Here is a 16,156-nt window from a genome sequence, read left to right as displayed (position 1 = left end):
AACATAGTTATGGAGAAAAAATGGCGAATAATATTGAATTAAAACCAGTAAGTGAACTTATCACTGAAAATATGCCAGAGCGCTATATTCATGATATGAGTACGGATAAACATGAAATTGCAATATCAACAAAAGATTTACAGGTGAGCTATGGCAATAATTTAGCTTTGAGCGAAGGCGATTTATCGTTTGAACGCTACAAAATTACTAGTCTCATTGGTGCATCGGGTTCTGGTAAATCAACTTTTTTACGGTCATTAAATCGTATGAACGATAGTGTTGCGACGGTTAAAGGTAACATTATGTATCGTGGCGTTGATATTAACACAAAGGCGATTGATGTCTATGAGATGCGACGTCATATTGGCATGGTTTTCCAACGGCCCAATCCGTTTGCTAAATCTATCTATAATAATATTACTTTTGCGCTGACGCAACGTGATCATTATACCAAACAAGAACTGGATGAAATTGTTGAAACCAGTTTGAAACAGGCGGCCTTATGGGATCAAGTTAAAGATGAATTGAACAAATCAGCTTTAGCTTTGTCAGGCGGACAAGCCCAGCGTTTGGTGATTGCACGTGCGTTGGCATTGAAACCGGATATTTTACTGTTAGATGAACCATCTAGTGCATTAGATCCTATTTCATCTGCACAAGTTGAAGATACGTTACTTAAATTAAAAAATCAGTATACAATTATTATTGTGACACATAATATGCAACAAGCCGCTCGAATTAGCGATTATACAGCCTTTTTCCATATGGGAAAAGTGATTGAGTATGATTTAACACGTAAAATTTTTACAAGACCAAAAGTTGCACTGACAAATGATTATATTTCGGGGAACTTCGGATGACAGATACTAAACGAGAAAATATACTTGAGACACGCGATGTTAAGCTATGGTATGGTCAAAAAGAAGCCTTACATGGCATTAATTTGAATTTCCCTCAAAAAGGGATTACAGCACTAATTGGGCCATCGGGATCAGGGAAATCAACCTATATAAGAGCGTTAAATCGTATGCATGATCTGGAAGATAATGTGACAGTTACTGGCTCTTTTAATTTTAATGGGACAGATATTTATGCACCAACAACAGATACCGTTGACTTACGTAAGCGAATTGGCATGGTGTTTCAACAACCTAATCCATTTCCATTTTCGATTTACGAAAACGTTGTTTTTGGACTTAAACTGGCTGGCATTAAGGATAAATCGGTACTGGATGAGGCGGTTGAAAAGTCGCTTAAGCAGGCTTCAATTTGGGAAGAAGTTAAAGATGATTTGCATAAATCTGCTCTCGGCTTGTCCGGGGGGCAACAACAGCGTGTGTCATTGGCGCGTGTCTTAGCAACAGCACCAGAGCTTTTATTGTTAGATGAACCAACATCAGCTTTAGATCCAGTATCGAGTCACAATATTGAAGAAACGCTATTGAATTTACGTGACGATTATGCGATGATTATTGTCACACACTCAATGTCACAAGCCTCGCGTATATCAGACCGGACTGCTTTCTTTTTAAATGGTGATCTTATTGAAGTGGATACCACTAAACATATTTTCTTGAACCCGCAAAGTCAAGAAACACAGGATTATGTCAGTGGGCGTTTCGGTTAATTATAGCGTTAATTAATAAATATACAGTCAGTTATGAAAAGGAGAAACAATATGCGACGATTATTTGATGAAGAATTAGCAGATTTAGACAATTCATTTACAGAAATGGGGATGCTTGTTGCACAAACCATTCAAAAATCAGTGCAATCATTTGTAGATCATGATCGCGAAGGTGCCAAAGCTATTTTAGAGAATGATCATCAAATTAACGAACGAGAAGCAGCTATTGAAAAGAAAACCTTTGAAATGATTGCATTGTATCAACCAGTCACAACTGATTTACGTGAAATTGTTACCATTTTGAAAGCTGTATCTGTTTTGGAACGTATGGGAGATCAAGCGCGCAATATTGCCAATTCCACCATTCGTGTTAAGGGCACAAAACATATTTCTAGTGTCGAGCAAGCACTTGGTGAAATGGGTGAGCAAGTCGCGCAAATGGTATCAACGGTTATGGACTATTATGTTAAAAATGATGCTTTAGGCGCTGAATCCATTGCTGAGGAAAATCAAACATTATCAAAACGTGCGGCTCAAGTTCGTTTTGATTCAGTTGAGGGTATGAAAGAAGATGCTGATTTGGTTGACTCAGCCGCTGATTACTTAGTGATTGCTGGTTATTTGAAACGCATTGGCGATTACACAACGGACATTGCTGAGTGGATTGTTTATAAGCGTACAGGTAAAATTATTGAATTGAATCCAGGATACAATTACTTCATTTAAGTTAGCGAAACGGTAAGAATTTTGTTGTCGTTGGGATAAGTAATAGTAAATCTAAACTAACGACTAGACGAAAGTTTAGTCGTTTTTATGTCTACTGGTGCAAAGTTTTGGTATAATAAAGGTATCGTGACATTAATCAGTAAGTGCATGATGTCAAGACATGAAGCGCTTACAAAATATATAGTAGGAGGGTCTATGCGTTTTTTTGCACGACTAGCGACGACAATGTTAGTTTTTTTGGTTATCTCATCACTTTTTTCAGATGCGTTCCGTGTTGATAACTGGGCGACAGCCTTAGGGGCATCCTTAGTACTGGCACTCTTAAACACGATTATTAAACCAATATTAACGATTCTGACTTTACCATTAACATTTTTAACATTTGGTTTATTCACAATTGTCATCAATGGTATCATGTTGGAAATAACTGCAGACCTTGTGGGTGGTTTTGACTTTTCGAGTTTTGGCTGGGCAATGTTGACAGCGATTATTCTATCAATTGTCAATACGGTATTGACACCTGATTTGCATGTACACGTAGAAAGAAAATAAAAATGGCACAAAATTCAGTCACAGTAAAACAATTAGTAAACAATACGCGTCTAGAAATTGTAGCAGGTGAACAATATTTAGAACGCATGATTACAACAGCAGATATTTCACGACCTGGACTAGAAATGACCGGTTATTTTAATTATTACGCACCGGAGCGTGTTCAGTTGTTAGGCATTACAGAAACTTCTTTTTCGGAACGCATGGGACACGAAGAATTACTGATGGTTTTTCGACGGATGGCCGATCCGTTAACACCAGCATTCGTTGTGTCAACAGGTTTGCCAATTTGTGATGAGCTCAAACAGGCAGCGAATGAAGCACAAATTCCAATCCTAACGTCAACGTTAACGTCATCACGTATTTTATCAAATATGACCTATTATTTAGGCGGTCAGTTAGCACCACGTGAGAATGTTCATGGCGTGCTTATTGATGTGCATGGTTTGGGTGTTTTGATCACTGGGGATGCGGGTATTGGCAAAACAGAAGCTGCTCTTGAACTCATTCAACAAGATAAAGCACGATTGGTTGCTGATGATCGTGTTGATATTTATCAAGAAGATGAAGAGCGCCTCATCGGAGAACCTAACGAAGTTTTACGTAATATGATGGAAATTCGTGGTGTCGGCATTATTGATGTGCAGCAAGTATATGGTGCAGTTTCTGTTCGGTCACATGCAACAATTGCGCTTAACATTCACTTATCAAATGGTAAAATTGGCGAAGCTAATTTTGATCGCTTAGGGAATGATAATGATACGCTAGAAATTTTAGGGGTCAAAATAAAACGCATGGTTGTGCCCGTAACACCAGGTCGTAACACGGCGAGTGTTATTGATGCGGCAGCGGTAAAGTTTCGTACTGCCAATATGGGTATTGATGCGCTGAAAACACTTGAAGAGCGTATGTCAGCAGAAATGGTGAAAAACGAAAAAATAGATTTGGAGAACAAACATGACTAAGATAGCTGTACTTGGTGCCGGGTCTTGGGGAACGGCATTGGCGAATACGGCAGCCGAAAATGGCCATGATGTACGTCTTTGGACACATAATCCAGGTCAAGTTGAAGAAATAAACCAGCAGCACACGAATTTGAAGTACTTACCTGATGCAACATTGGCTGATACCTTAGTAGCAACTAATGATATGGTTCGTGCGATTGAAGATGTCGAAATCGTATTAAGCGTTGTGCCAACCAAGGCCGTACGCGAGGTAGCCCAAAAATTAGCAACAGCCTTGAAAGAACAGGCACATACGGTGATTTTAGCACATGCAACAAAAGGACTAGAACAAGGCACATATAAGCGCATATCCGAAATGATTGCAGAAGAGGTACCAGAGGCATATCGGTCAGCGCTGGTTGTTATTTCTGGGCCATCACATGCTGAAGATGTTATCAAACATGATTTGACGGCAGTATCTATTGGTAGTTCGAACGAATCTGCGGCACAACTATTACAACGTGTTTTGTCAAATGATACTTTCCGTGCTTATACAAATCATGATTTACTTGGTTCAGAATTATTTGCAGCGTTGAAAAATATAGTAGCAATTGCTTCCGGTGCTTTAATTGGTTTAGGTTATGGGGTTAACGCCCAAGCAGCTTTATTAACAAGAAGCTTGGTTGAAATGCGCGCTTTAGGCTCAGCTATGGGTGCTAAAACAGAAACTTTATATGAACTTGCAGGTATCGGTGATTTAATTGTGACTGGTATGTCGCCAAATTCCCGTAATTATCGTGCTGGGTTTGGCTTAGGGCAAGGGAAAAGTTTACAACAGGTAACAGCGGAAATGGGTATGGTCATTGAAGGCGTAAATACAACGAAAGCTGTCTACGACTTTTCAAAAATCTATCACGTGGATATGCCAATCACGGATGCAGTTTATCAAGTTTTATATAAAAATGAACCTTTGCGCGAAGTGATTGCGGATTTGATGGCTAGACCATTGAAATCTGAAGATTAACTTGTAAGCATGAACTAACGAATACGAAAGAGAGTAATTAATAATGAAGCCAGTACGTAAAGCAATTATCCCTGCAGCAGGACTTGGGACCCGTTTTTTGCCTGCTACAAAGGCATTAGCAAAAGAAATGTTACCTATTGTTGATACACCAACAATAGAATATATTGTACGCGAAGCCATTGCTTCGGGTATTGAAGATATTGTGATTGTTGATGGCAAATCAAAACGTTCAATTGAAGATCATTTTGATTCAAATCCTGAATTGGAAAATAATTTGCGCGATAAAGGCAAGGATGAATTACTAAAAATTGTGCAAGAAACAACAGATATTAATATGTATTTCATCCGTCAATCTCATCCTAAGGGACTTGGTGATGCTGTTTTGACAGCGAAGGCCTTTATTGGTGATGAACCCTTTGTTGTCCTACTTGGGGATGATTTGATGGAAGATGATGTGCCGTTAACTAAACAGTTAATTGAACGTTATGAAGAAACTGGTGAATCAACTTTGGCTGTTATGAAAGTGCCACATGATCAAGTTTCTGAATATGGCGTGATTGATCCAGCAGCGGAAGCCTCTGATGGCTTGTATCGTGTAAAGTCATTCGTCGAAAAGCCAAAACCAGAAGATGCGCCATCAGATTTGGCGATTATTGGCCGTTACTTATTGACACCTGAAATTTTTGAAGAGTTGGAAAACACAAAACCCGGTAAAGGAAATGAAATCCAATTAACAGATGCGATTGACTCACTAAATAATCGTCAGCATGTTTATGCGCATGAGTTTAAGGGTAGTCGTTATGATATTGGCTCAAAAATTGGATTTTTGGAAACTAATATCGAATTTGGGTTAAAGCATCCACAAACAAAAGACCAATTACGTGCCTATATTAAAGAATTAGCAGCTAAACTTTAAGAAAAAATCTGTGTGAGCTGTAAGACAGGCAAGTTGAAAAATGTGTTGTGTAGCAATAAAAACCAAGACTTTTTGCTCGACAAATTGTGGCAACACGTGTAGAATTAAATGTACAAAAAGTAAGTGAAATGAGGTCTACTGAATGGAAAAAGATAAGCAGTATGATGTTGTGATTATCGGTGCAGGACCTGCCGGAATGACAGCTGCTACCTATGCTTCGCGCGCAAATCTATCTGTTTTGATGTTGGATCGCGGTATTTATGGTGGTCAAATGAATAACACGGCTGAGGTTGAAAATTATCCGGGGTTTGAGTCGATTTTAGGACCAGATTTGTCGGAGAAAATGTATGCTTCTTCAATGCGATTTGGCGCAGAATATGGTTTTGGCACAGTAGAAAGTATTGAAATTGACGGTCATAACAAAATCATTAACACTGACATGGATCGTTATATTGCTAAAACTATTATTATTGCAACCGGTTCAGAACATGTGCATTTAGGTGCAGATGGTGAAGAAGATTATCAAGGCCGTGGCGTAAGTTATTGTGCCGTATGTGATGGCGCTTTTTTCCGCGATGAAGATGTTGTTGTGGTTGGTGGTGGTGATTCGGCCATTGAAGAAGGGCTGTATCTAACAAACTTGGCAAAGTCAGTCACTGTATTACATCGTCGTGATAAACTACGTGCGCAACAGATTATCCAAGATCGCGCTTTTGCTAATGACAAAATGTCATTTATCTGGCACACGGAAGTGGTGGAAATTACTGGTGATAGTGATAAAGTCACTGGCGTTCGTGTGATTAATAATCAGACACAAGAAGTATCTCAAATTGATGCAAGTGGTGTCTTTGTGTATGTTGGGCTAGAACCTAATACACGCGGTTTAGAAAGTTTAAATATTACCAATGATGAGGGCTGGATAATAACTGATGATCAAATGAGGACAACGATTCCTGGTATTTTTGCAGTTGGGGATGTACGCGCCAAAGATTTGCGTCAAATTACAACAGCTGTTGGTGATGGTAGTATTGCCGGACAAGGTGTGTATGATTACATTAGTGCCTTACCAGTTGTAGAAAATGAACAGGTAGTATAGTATTTTTAAAAGACAAATTTTTTAAAATTTGTCTTTTTTATTGATTTCTTTTTTTATTAATAATTACCATTTATTTCTCATAAAAGCAGCGTTAACCTAACAATATTAATTTTTGAAAAAAACTGAAAATTTCTGAAAACAAGCGTCCTTAATTTACATGTTGGAAATCGTTTGACATTTAAGGTGCAAGCGGTTACAATTATTTGTGTCAAGTTGCACAAGAAGAATTGTTTTTTAATAAAAAAAGGAACCGGTTCTATTAAAGAGAACTCTAGGAGAAGATCATGCAAAGTCAGGATAAATGGATTACTAAAATTGCGTTTTTAGGTGTATCCTTCATGTTAACTAGCGCGTATGCAATCAATGGGGCAATGCCTCAAATGACGAAGGCGTTAGGCGTCTCAGCAACACAAGTACAGGCGCTAGCGACGACACCGTCGATTGTGGTGACCGTGTTTGTTTTACTTAGTTCATTTATTTCAGCAAAATTAGGTGACAAAAGAACAATCATGCTAGGTATGCTTTTAGTTGGATTTGCTGGTATTGTACCTTTCTTTGTCACATCATATCCAGTCATTCTTGTATCCAGAATGGTCTTGGGTGCTGGATTTGGTATCTTTAACTCATTAGCTGTGTCAATGATAGCTGTCATGTATCAAGGGCAAACACGTGCTACCATGCTTGGTTGGCGTGCAGCAGTGGAACAGATTGGTCAAGCTGTCTTGACTTTTATTGCTGGCTTGCTTTTAAATTTTGGTTGGCAAACAACATTTTTGGTTTATCTATTAGCTTTTCCAATCCTGTATCTTTTCTATATTCGCGTACCAGACACAACAGAAATGTTGGCCGCTGATCAGAAGAAAGACAAAGCAACACAGATTCAAAAGCATGCCCCTCAAGATATTAGCCCCTTAGTTTGGGTATTAACATTATTTGCAGCATTTATAGTCATTGACTATATGGCGATTCAATTGAGTTTCCCATTTATGGCACAAAACTTAGGTGTTAGTGGCCTGCTTGTTTCAACAATTTTGTCACTTATGTTGGTTGCAGCGATGGTGGGTGGTCTTGTATATGGTGGTATGCAAAAGTTATTTGGACGTTTTACGTTACAAATTGGTTTGCTGCTGATGGTGTTATCTAATGCCTTAGTCGCATTTTCAAACGGTAATTTTGTTATGTTGACAATTGGTGTATTATTAATTGGATTCCCAATGCAGTTAATCTCACCATTTATCTTTAGTCAATTACCTAATTTAGCGCCCTTAAAAAAGCAACCATTTGTGACATCTATTGTCTTGATTGGATTTAATGTCGGTGTCTTCGTTGAACCCTTTGTATTATCATTACTAGCCAAGATAATGGGAAATGATACAAGTAGTGTGTCTGAAGCAGCTTATACGACAATCCCATTACTTGGAGTGATTTTACTCATTATTGCTGGTGTCACCTTCGTGACAAATCGTAAACGCGCTTAAAAAAATATCACGTGTCAAAATTTGCGCCTTTAGGCGGCGCATTATAAGTAACCTTAAATTTATTGTCATCTATCAAACGTTTATATAAGGAGAACGGAAAATCATGAAAAAACTGACAAATGAAGCGATGTTGATCACATACGCGGATTCACTTGGCAAGAACTTGAAAGAATTGAATCAAGTGTTATCTAATGAACTTAATGGTGTTGTAGGTGGCGTCCACGTCCTACCATTTTTCCCATCAACAGGGGACCGTGGTTTCGCTCCTGAGCAATATGAGACAGTTGATCCTAAATTTGGTGATTGGTCAGATGTTGATAAGTTAGCAGAAAAGTATTACTTAATGTTTGACTTTATGTTGAATCATATTTCGCCACAATCAAAGTACTTCCAAGACTTTTTAGAAAAGAAAGAAGCATCAGAATATTATGATATGTTCTTGAAATATTCTGATTTCTGGCCAGAAAATCGGCCAACAGATGCTGATATTGATTTGATTTATAAGCGTAAGGACAAGGCGCCTTTTGCACCTGTAACATTTGCTGATGGTACAACTGATCAAGTTTGGAATACATTTGGTGATCAACAAATGGATTTGGATGTTACGAAAGAAGTAACAAAAAAATTCATCAAAGATTCACTTGTTAATTTGTCACATCATGGTGCGTCAGTTATCCGTTTGGATGCCTTTGCTTATGCAATTAAGAAGTTAGATACAAATGACTTTTTCGTTGAACCAGAAATTTGGGCTATTATAGATGAAGTTCGTGAAATATTAGCAGCAGAAGGCTCAGAAGTATTGCCTGAAATTCATGAACATTACAAGATTGTACGTAAGATTACTGATCATGATATGTACTCATACGACTTTGCATTGCCATTGATTACATTGTATTCATTGTACTCAGGTAAGACAGAACGCATTGCTGACTGGTTGCGTCAAAGCCCAATGAAGCAATTTACAACGTTGGATACACACGATGGTATCGGTGTTGTTGATGCCAAAGATTTGTTGACACAAGAAGAAACTGATTTCACAACTGAAGAAATGTATAAAGTTGGCGCAAATGTGAAAAAGATTTTCTCTTCAGCTGCATATAACAACTTGGATATTTATCAGATCAACACAACTTACTATTCAGCATTGGGTAACGATGATGCTGCTTACTTATTGGCTCGTGCGGCACAAATATTTGCACCTGGTATCCCACAAATTTATTATGTTGGTTTGCTTGCTGGTGAAAATGATATTGCACTTTTGGAAAGCTCAAAAGAAGGTCGTAATATTAACCGTCATTATTATGACTTGGCTGAAATTGCTGAAACAACAAAGCGACCAGTTGTTTCGAACTTGTTTGACTTGTTGCGTTTCCGTAACACAAGTTCAGCCTTTGATTTAGACGGTTCAATTGAAGTGACAAATGATGGCGAAAATGAATTGACAGTATCACGGACATCAGCTGATGGTAAAACAACTGCTGTGTTAGATGCTAACTTTGCAACAAAACGCTTTACTGTGACTGAAAATGGTAAAGAAATATTTACGACAAAGTAATTGTGTCAACTAAAGCGCCTAGGCGCTTTTTTATTATCATAAAAGTATGATGAATTGCTAGCATTAGTAAGCAGGTATTTAACTTAGTTACGCGAAAATAAGCAAATTTTGTTATAATAAGTTTAGAATAAAATAGGAGAAAATCATGAGCTATCAAGAAAGTTTAGCACAATGGCAGAACGTTGAATTGCCTGATTATTTGGCCAAGGATTTGACGACATACACACCTGAACAAGAAGAAGACGCGTTTTATCAAAATTTGAGTTTTGGTACCGCTGGTATGCGTGGTATTTTGGGTGCTGGTACAAACCGCATGAATATTTTCACGGTGCGTCAAGTAACAGAAGCGTTGGCACGTTATATTGATGCACAAGGTGAGACAGCCAAAAACAGAGGCGTTGCTATTAGCTTTGATTCAAGACACTTTTCACCTGAATTTGCTTCAGATGCAGCCCGTGTCTTATCTGCTCATAATATTAAGTCATATTTATTTAGCAGTTTACGGCCAACACCTGAATTATCATTTGCAGTGCGCGAACTCGGCACATTTGCAGGTATTATGATTACTGCATCGCATAATCCTAAGGAATATAATGGTTATAAGGTGTATGGCGAAGATGGCGGACAGATGGTACCAGAAGCTGTTGATGCAGTTGTCAGTGAATTGGACAAAATTACCGATATATTTAATATTGCATTGGATACAACAGATAAACAGGTACAAGTCATTGATTCAGAAATTGATGATAAATATTTAAAACAGATAGCAACAATCACAGTTGATGCTGATTTAGTTGCTAAAGAAGGCGCTTCATTGAAGTTTGTGTACACGCCATTACATGGCACAGGTCAGTATATAGGTGAAAAGGCGCTACAACAAGCTGGATTTACAAATTATTCAATTGTTAAAGAGCAGGCAATTATTGATGGTGATTTTCCGACTGTTAAAAAGCCCAATCCTGAAGATGCTGCTGCGCTAGAGATGGCAATTGCTTATGCTAAACGAGATGGGGCTGATGCTGTGGTGGCAACTGATCCCGATGCTGATCGTATGGGTGCGGCTGTTAAATTGTCAGATGGTACTTTTCAAGTTTTGACTGGTAACCAAATTGCCGCTGTTTTGGTTAATTACTTATTAACTGCTAAGAAAAATACCAAGACGCTGCCTGATAATGGCGCCATTGTAACGTCAATCGTTTCGTCGCGTTTCGCATCAAAAGTTGCGGCCAGTTTTGGCGTAACAACAACTGATGTCCTAACAGGATTCAAGTATATTGCAGCAACGATTGACGAATATGAAGCAACCAAAGAACGGACATTTTTATTTGGTTTTGAAGAAAGTTTTGGCTACCTAGTTAAGCCATTTGCACATGATAAAGACGCCATTCAAGCGTTAGTCTTGTTTGCCGAAGTAGCAGCTTATTACAAGTCACAAGGTAAAACATTTGCAGACGGTTTGCAAGAATTATTTGAGAAGTTTGGTTATTTTGAAGAAAAGACAATTAGTCTTGATTTCCCGGGTATTCATGGTAATGATGAGATGGGTGGAATTATTTCAAAGTTCCGTGACAATCAACCTGCGACAATTGGTGGTTTGAAAGTAATGCGCACACAGGATTTTGCAACTGCGACTGAAACAACCGTTAACGGTGAAATAACGACGTTACCACAACCAAAAGCCAATGTATTAAAGTACTGGCTTGAAGATGGTTCATGGGTCGCTATTCGACCTTCAGGTACTGAACCAAAGTTGAAATTCTATATTGGTGTTGAATCTGATTCACAAGTAGCGTCACAGGCTAAAATTGATGTCATGACAGAAGATTTGATGTCATATACGAAGTAATGATAGACAATCAACAAATAATTTGATACAATTAAAAAAGGCTTGAAGGCCATATTAACGCTAATCCGCTGTGCGTTTAGCCTAAGGGCAAGTGTAAGATTATCGACTAGGAGAATTACCAATGCGTCAAAATAGTATTTTAGAAAACATTACATCAGTACAATTACGTTCTGATATGCCTGATTTCCGCGCCGGTGACACTGTTAAAGTGTTCGCCAAAATTGTTGAAGGTTCACGTGAACGTATTCAATTATTTGAAGGTGTTGTTATCAAGCGTAAGGGTGCTGGTATTCAAGCAACATACACTGTTCGTAAAATTTCATCTGGTGTTGGTGTTGAGCGTACATTCGCTTTACATTCACCACGTGTTGAAAAAATTGAAGTTATTCGCTTTGGTGCAGTACGTCGTGCCAAGTTGTACTACTTGCGTGCATTACAAGGTAAAGCAGCTCGTATCAAAGAACGTCGTCGCGACGTTTAATCTGCTTAAAAAACATCCATTTGGGTGTTTTTTTAGAGTCTAAAATAAGTGTGGCATGGTGCTATAGTCATGCGTGGTATGATGAACGTCATGATGTAATATTTATGTAACGAAACAGCAAAACTGATGATATCTAAACAAGTCGTTAAGGGTATATAATTAAAACATACTCGAATAATATTTGAGTTTCATTACTCCCCTAGTAATGTTTCAATCAGCCCCCCAATTACTGATTGATTTAACTGATAACTTCGGTTATCGCCCCCCTGACCATGCCCTCTTCGGTCAGGGGTTTTTTTATGTGTTAAATTATTGTGAACTTAATTATAAGTAGGTAAACGAACTGGTGTTCGTTATGTTAAAATAATTGTATGGTAGAGTTTATGATTACAAATGATACGCGAAAAATTTTGCACGTTGACCTTGATGCGTTTTATGCGCAGATTGAAATGCGTGATAACCCGAAACTGCGACATAAATCATTAATTATAGCACGTAACCCTGAAGAAACAGGTGGGCGAGGTGTGGTAGCAACAGCTAATTATGCTGCAAGAAAACTAGGTATTCATTCAGCTATGAGCGCCTCTGAAGCAAAACAATTGGCACCCGATGGTGTGTTTTTAACCCCTGATTTCACTAAATATAAAGCTGTCTCTGACCAAATTCATGATGTTTTTCACACGTTTACCAAAAAAGTTGAACCGGTAGCGTTAGATGAAGCATACCTTGACCTGAGTGATTTAACGTCGTCAGGTTCAATGGAGGCAGCGCATATTAGACACGAAATTTTAAGAGTGACTGGCCTCACAAGTTCTATTGGTATTTCACATAATAAGCTGTTAGCAAAATTGGGATCCGAATACAATAAACCAAATGGTGTCACGGTGATCACATCACAAAATATGTTGCCGTTTCTTGATGCGTTAGCTATTGCCGATTTTCGTGGGGTAGGGAAAAAAACATATGAAAAATTTAAACAGTTAGATATTAAAAACGGGGCAGATTTAAGAACAATGTCGTATGATGAATTACGCGCACAGTTTGGGAAAATTGGGGAACATCTATATTATCAGGCCCGTGGCGTTCATTTTGGTGAGGTTCAATGGCAACGGCAACGGCAATCTATTGCTAAAGAGGAGACATATGATCATTTTTTACGCAATGAATTCGATATACAATACGAATTTAAAAAATTGGTTGTTGCTTTGATCAGTACGTTGAAGACACATGGTCTGGTTGGTAGAACACTTAATATTAAAGTGCGTGATGATGAATTCAACACCAAAACACGTGCGATCACGCGTGAGACACCATGGCCTTTGTCGGAAGATCTATTCGTTGACAATGCTCAGAATGTTTTTGATGATATGATAACGTTGCCGTTTTCAATTCGAATGTTAGGCGTTTCAATGAGTAATTTACAATCTAGCGCTTTTGAGGAAATGACGTTGTTTTAAACGTGATATACTAGGTGTTGACATATTAAATTTAAATACACTTGTGTAAAAATAGAAAGATAGAATTATGGCAACGATTGAAGAACAGATACTGCAACAAATTAAAAAGTACGACACAATTATTATTCACAGGCATCAGCGACCAGATCCTGATGCTTTTGGCTCACAACTTGGTTTAAAAGCTATCTTACAAGCGAGTTTTCCTGAAAAACGTGTTTATGCAGTTGGTAAAGCTGTTCAAGGACTATCATGGATGAACGAAAATGAAACGTTCATGGATGATATTCCTGATAAAGCATATAAAAATGCGCTAGTCATTATGGTTGATACGGCTAATGCACCGCGCATTGATGATCAACGTTGGCCGAATGGGTTAGAAACAATTAAAATTGATCACCATCCAAATGATGAGCCATACGGTGATTGGCAATGGGTTAAACCAGGGCACTCTGCAACCAGTACAATGATTTATGAGTTTTATGAAGGACTTAAAGATCAAGGGTTAGTAATGACTGACGCGGCAGCGCGGTTGCTTTACATTGGTATTGTAGGTGATACGGGCCGCTTCATGTATGGTATGGATAAGGAAACTTTTCGTGTCGTATCAGAATTATTTAATTATAAATTTAATTATGAAGATGTGCACCATAGTATGGAGACAATCACTGAAAATGCGGCTAAATTATCGGGATACGTCTTACAAAATTTAACCATTTTGCCTTCTGGATTTGCTTATATCGTGTTAACGAAGTCATTAGTTCAAAAATTCAATTTGGGAGAATCTGGCACAGCATTTGTTGTGCCACTGCCTTCAAAAATAGATAAAGTTAAGGCTTGGGCTATTTTTGAGGAGCAAGATGAAGGTAACTATCGCGTACGTTTACGATCAAGAACGATTGTCATTAACAAAATTGCAAACCAATTTGAAGGTGGCGGACATCCAATGGCATCGGGTGCTTGGGCACAAACTGCACAAGATGTTGATCGTTTAATAAGTATTGTTGATATGGCATTAGTTAAAAAATATGGTGTCGAAAAAGCAACTCAGGCAATAACTGAGCAGACTGAAAGTAGAGAAAATTGATGGCAGAAACTGCAAACCAATTTGGACAATTTAACTTAAAACCAGAAATTATTTCGGCTTTGACCGCAATTGGGTTCACACAACCAACACCGGTTCAAGCTAAGCTCATTCCTAGTATTTTACAAGGTAATGATGTTGTGGGACAATCTCAGACTGGTTCTGGGAAAACACATACATTTTTGATACCAATATTGAATCAATTACTGCAAGATAAGCAGTACGTGCAGGCTGTGATCACAACGCCTTCACGTGAGTTAGCCGCACAAATTACTAAGGCAGCTAAAGATTTTGCGGAAAATTGGTCACAAGATGTGACTATTTCAGAGTTCGTCGGTGGTACGGACAAAATGCGACAAATTAAGCAACTTGAAAAAGGTCAACCCCAACTTGTTATTGGCACACCAGGTCGTATTAAAGACTTGGTGTCAACGGGTGCTTTAAAGTTACATGCTGTGCATACATTGGTTGTTGATGAAGCTGATATGACGCTTGACATGGGATTCTTGAGTGAAGTAGACTTTATCGCCGGTGCGATGCCAGATAAATTGCAAACTTTGGTATTCAGTGCAACGATGCCCGAAAAGTTGAAACCATTTTTGAAGAAGTATTTGGACAATCCACAGTTTGAATCAATTCCTGTATCAACAGTTATTGCTGATACAATTGATAACTGGCTACTTGCAACAAAGTCTAAAGACAGGAATGATGTTATTTATCAAGTGTTATCAATTGGTAATCCTTATTTGGCTTTGGTATTTGCTAATACCAAGGAACGTGCAAAAGAAATTGCTTCTAATTTGCGTGGTCGCGGTTTGAAAGTAGCAGAAATACATGGCGATATTGAACCACGTGAGCGACGCCGTGTGATGAAAGCTATTCAGAACTTAGAGTTTCAATATGTTGTAGCAACCGACTTGGCTGCACGAGGCATTGATATTGAAGGTGTATCACATGTTATCAACGATGATATTCCAGATGAATTAGAGTTCTTTGTTCATCGTGTTGGGCGAACTGGCCGTAATGGTTTGTCTGGTCTAGCGATTACTTTATATGGTCCTGATGAAGAACAAGAGGTTGCTGAATTAGAAGCGCTTGGTATTAACTTTAAAGCCAAGCAAATTAAAGATGGCGAAATTGTTGAAGTTAAAGACCGTCGCGCACGTAAACAACGTGTAGCAACGACCAAGAAGTTAGACCCAACGATGGTTGGCATGGTTAAAAAGAAGAAAAAGATAGTTAAACCTGGTTATAAGCGCCGAATTAAATCAGCCATTCAACGTAAAGATCAAATGGATCGCCGTATTTCAAAGCGAGAAGAAATGCGCGCCACGCGTAAAGAAAATAAAAAACGTGGTGATAGATAATATTAA

15 protein-coding genes are annotated in these 16,156 nt (G+C 38.4%); all 15 read left to right on the top strand.

The features are described 5' to 3' along the window. Window positions 1-20 precede the first annotated feature (20 nt). The 15 genes from pstB (AB3K24_RS06895) (at window position 21) to AB3K24_RS06825 (ending at window position 16,150) form a co-directional block, all read left to right on the top strand. On the top strand, window positions 21-860 hold the full coding sequence (pstB, locus tag AB3K24_RS06895; protein WP_367974609.1) for a phosphate ABC transporter ATP-binding protein PstB: 840 nt from the start codon (window positions 21-23) through the stop codon (window positions 858-860). Continuing rightward, window positions 857-1,627: a phosphate ABC transporter ATP-binding protein PstB gene (pstB, locus tag AB3K24_RS06890; RefSeq protein ID WP_367974607.1), complete on the top strand. Its 771-nt coding sequence runs from the start codon at window positions 857-859 to the stop codon at window positions 1,625-1,627. The genes pstB (AB3K24_RS06895) and pstB (AB3K24_RS06890) overlap by 4 nt, the downstream gene beginning before the upstream one ends. Before the next feature lie 51 nt (window positions 1,628-1,678). Beyond that, complete coding sequence (gene phoU / locus AB3K24_RS06885; RefSeq protein ID WP_367974605.1) at window positions 1,679-2,353, top strand: phosphate signaling complex protein PhoU; 675 nt, start codon at window positions 1,679-1,681, stop codon at window positions 2,351-2,353. Window positions 2,354-2,548: 195 nt separating this feature from the next. Beyond that, window positions 2,549-2,905, top strand: coding sequence for a phage holin family protein (locus AB3K24_RS06880; RefSeq protein WP_367974603.1), 357 nt, complete (start codon window positions 2,549-2,551; stop codon window positions 2,903-2,905). Between the two features lie 2 nt (window positions 2,906-2,907). Continuing rightward, window positions 2,908-3,870, top strand: a complete 963-nt coding sequence (gene hprK, locus AB3K24_RS06875; protein WP_367974601.1) for an HPr(Ser) kinase/phosphatase — start codon at window positions 2,908-2,910, stop codon at window positions 3,868-3,870. Further along, window positions 3,863-4,873: an NAD(P)H-dependent glycerol-3-phosphate dehydrogenase gene (locus tag AB3K24_RS06870; protein ID WP_367974599.1), complete on the top strand. Its 1,011-nt coding sequence runs from the start codon at window positions 3,863-3,865 to the stop codon at window positions 4,871-4,873. Before hprK ends, AB3K24_RS06870 begins: the two co-directional genes overlap by 8 nt. Before the next feature lie 43 nt (window positions 4,874-4,916). Beyond that, entirely contained in the window at window positions 4,917-5,789 is an 873-nt protein-coding gene (galU, locus tag AB3K24_RS06865; protein ID WP_367974597.1) for a UTP--glucose-1-phosphate uridylyltransferase GalU, read from the top strand. Window positions 5,790-5,931: 142 nt separating this feature from the next. Next, window positions 5,932-6,885 carry a thioredoxin-disulfide reductase gene (gene trxB, locus AB3K24_RS06860; protein ID WP_367974595.1) on the top strand — a complete coding sequence of 318 codons (954 nt, stop codon included), beginning with the start codon at window positions 5,932-5,934 and terminating at the stop codon, window positions 6,883-6,885. 284 nt (window positions 6,886-7,169) lie between these two features. Further along, the gene (locus tag AB3K24_RS06855; RefSeq protein WP_367974593.1) at window positions 7,170-8,363 is read left to right on the top strand and encodes an MFS transporter; all 1,194 of its coding nucleotides are present in this window, start codon (window positions 7,170-7,172) and stop codon (window positions 8,361-8,363) included. A gap of 103 nt (window positions 8,364-8,466) precedes the next feature. Further along, on the top strand, window positions 8,467-9,918 hold the full coding sequence (gene gtfA / locus AB3K24_RS06850; protein WP_367974591.1) for a sucrose phosphorylase: 1,452 nt from the start codon (window positions 8,467-8,469) through the stop codon (window positions 9,916-9,918). Between the two features lie 145 nt (window positions 9,919-10,063). Next, the gene (locus tag AB3K24_RS06845) at window positions 10,064-11,764 is read left to right on the top strand and encodes a phospho-sugar mutase (protein WP_367974589.1); all 1,701 of its coding nucleotides are present in this window, start codon (window positions 10,064-10,066) and stop codon (window positions 11,762-11,764) included. 121 nt (window positions 11,765-11,885) lie between these two features. Beyond that, the gene (rplS, locus tag AB3K24_RS06840) at window positions 11,886-12,245 is read left to right on the top strand and encodes a 50S ribosomal protein L19 (RefSeq protein WP_367974588.1); all 360 of its coding nucleotides are present in this window, start codon (window positions 11,886-11,888) and stop codon (window positions 12,243-12,245) included. Window positions 12,246-12,616: 371 nt separating this feature from the next. Beyond that, a complete protein-coding gene (dinB, locus tag AB3K24_RS06835) occupies window positions 12,617-13,702 on the top strand; it encodes a DNA polymerase IV (RefSeq protein WP_367974586.1) in 1,086 nt (361 codons plus the stop codon). Between the two features lie 67 nt (window positions 13,703-13,769). Then, window positions 13,770-14,786, top strand: coding sequence for a DHH family phosphoesterase (locus AB3K24_RS06830; protein WP_367974584.1), 1,017 nt, complete (start codon window positions 13,770-13,772; stop codon window positions 14,784-14,786). Beyond that, window positions 14,786-16,150 (top strand): DEAD/DEAH box helicase, encoded by a 1,365-nt coding sequence (locus tag AB3K24_RS06825; protein WP_367974582.1) that lies wholly within the window; start codon window positions 14,786-14,788, stop codon window positions 16,148-16,150. Before AB3K24_RS06830 ends, AB3K24_RS06825 begins: the two co-directional genes overlap by 1 nt. Window positions 16,151-16,156 lie beyond the last annotated feature (6 nt).

This window comes from Leuconostoc aquikimchii, assembly GCF_040838325.1.
GTDB lineage: Bacteria > Bacillota > Bacilli > Lactobacillales > Lactobacillaceae > Leuconostoc > Leuconostoc aquikimchii.
This window is presented reverse-complemented; position numbering and strand designations above follow the sequence as displayed.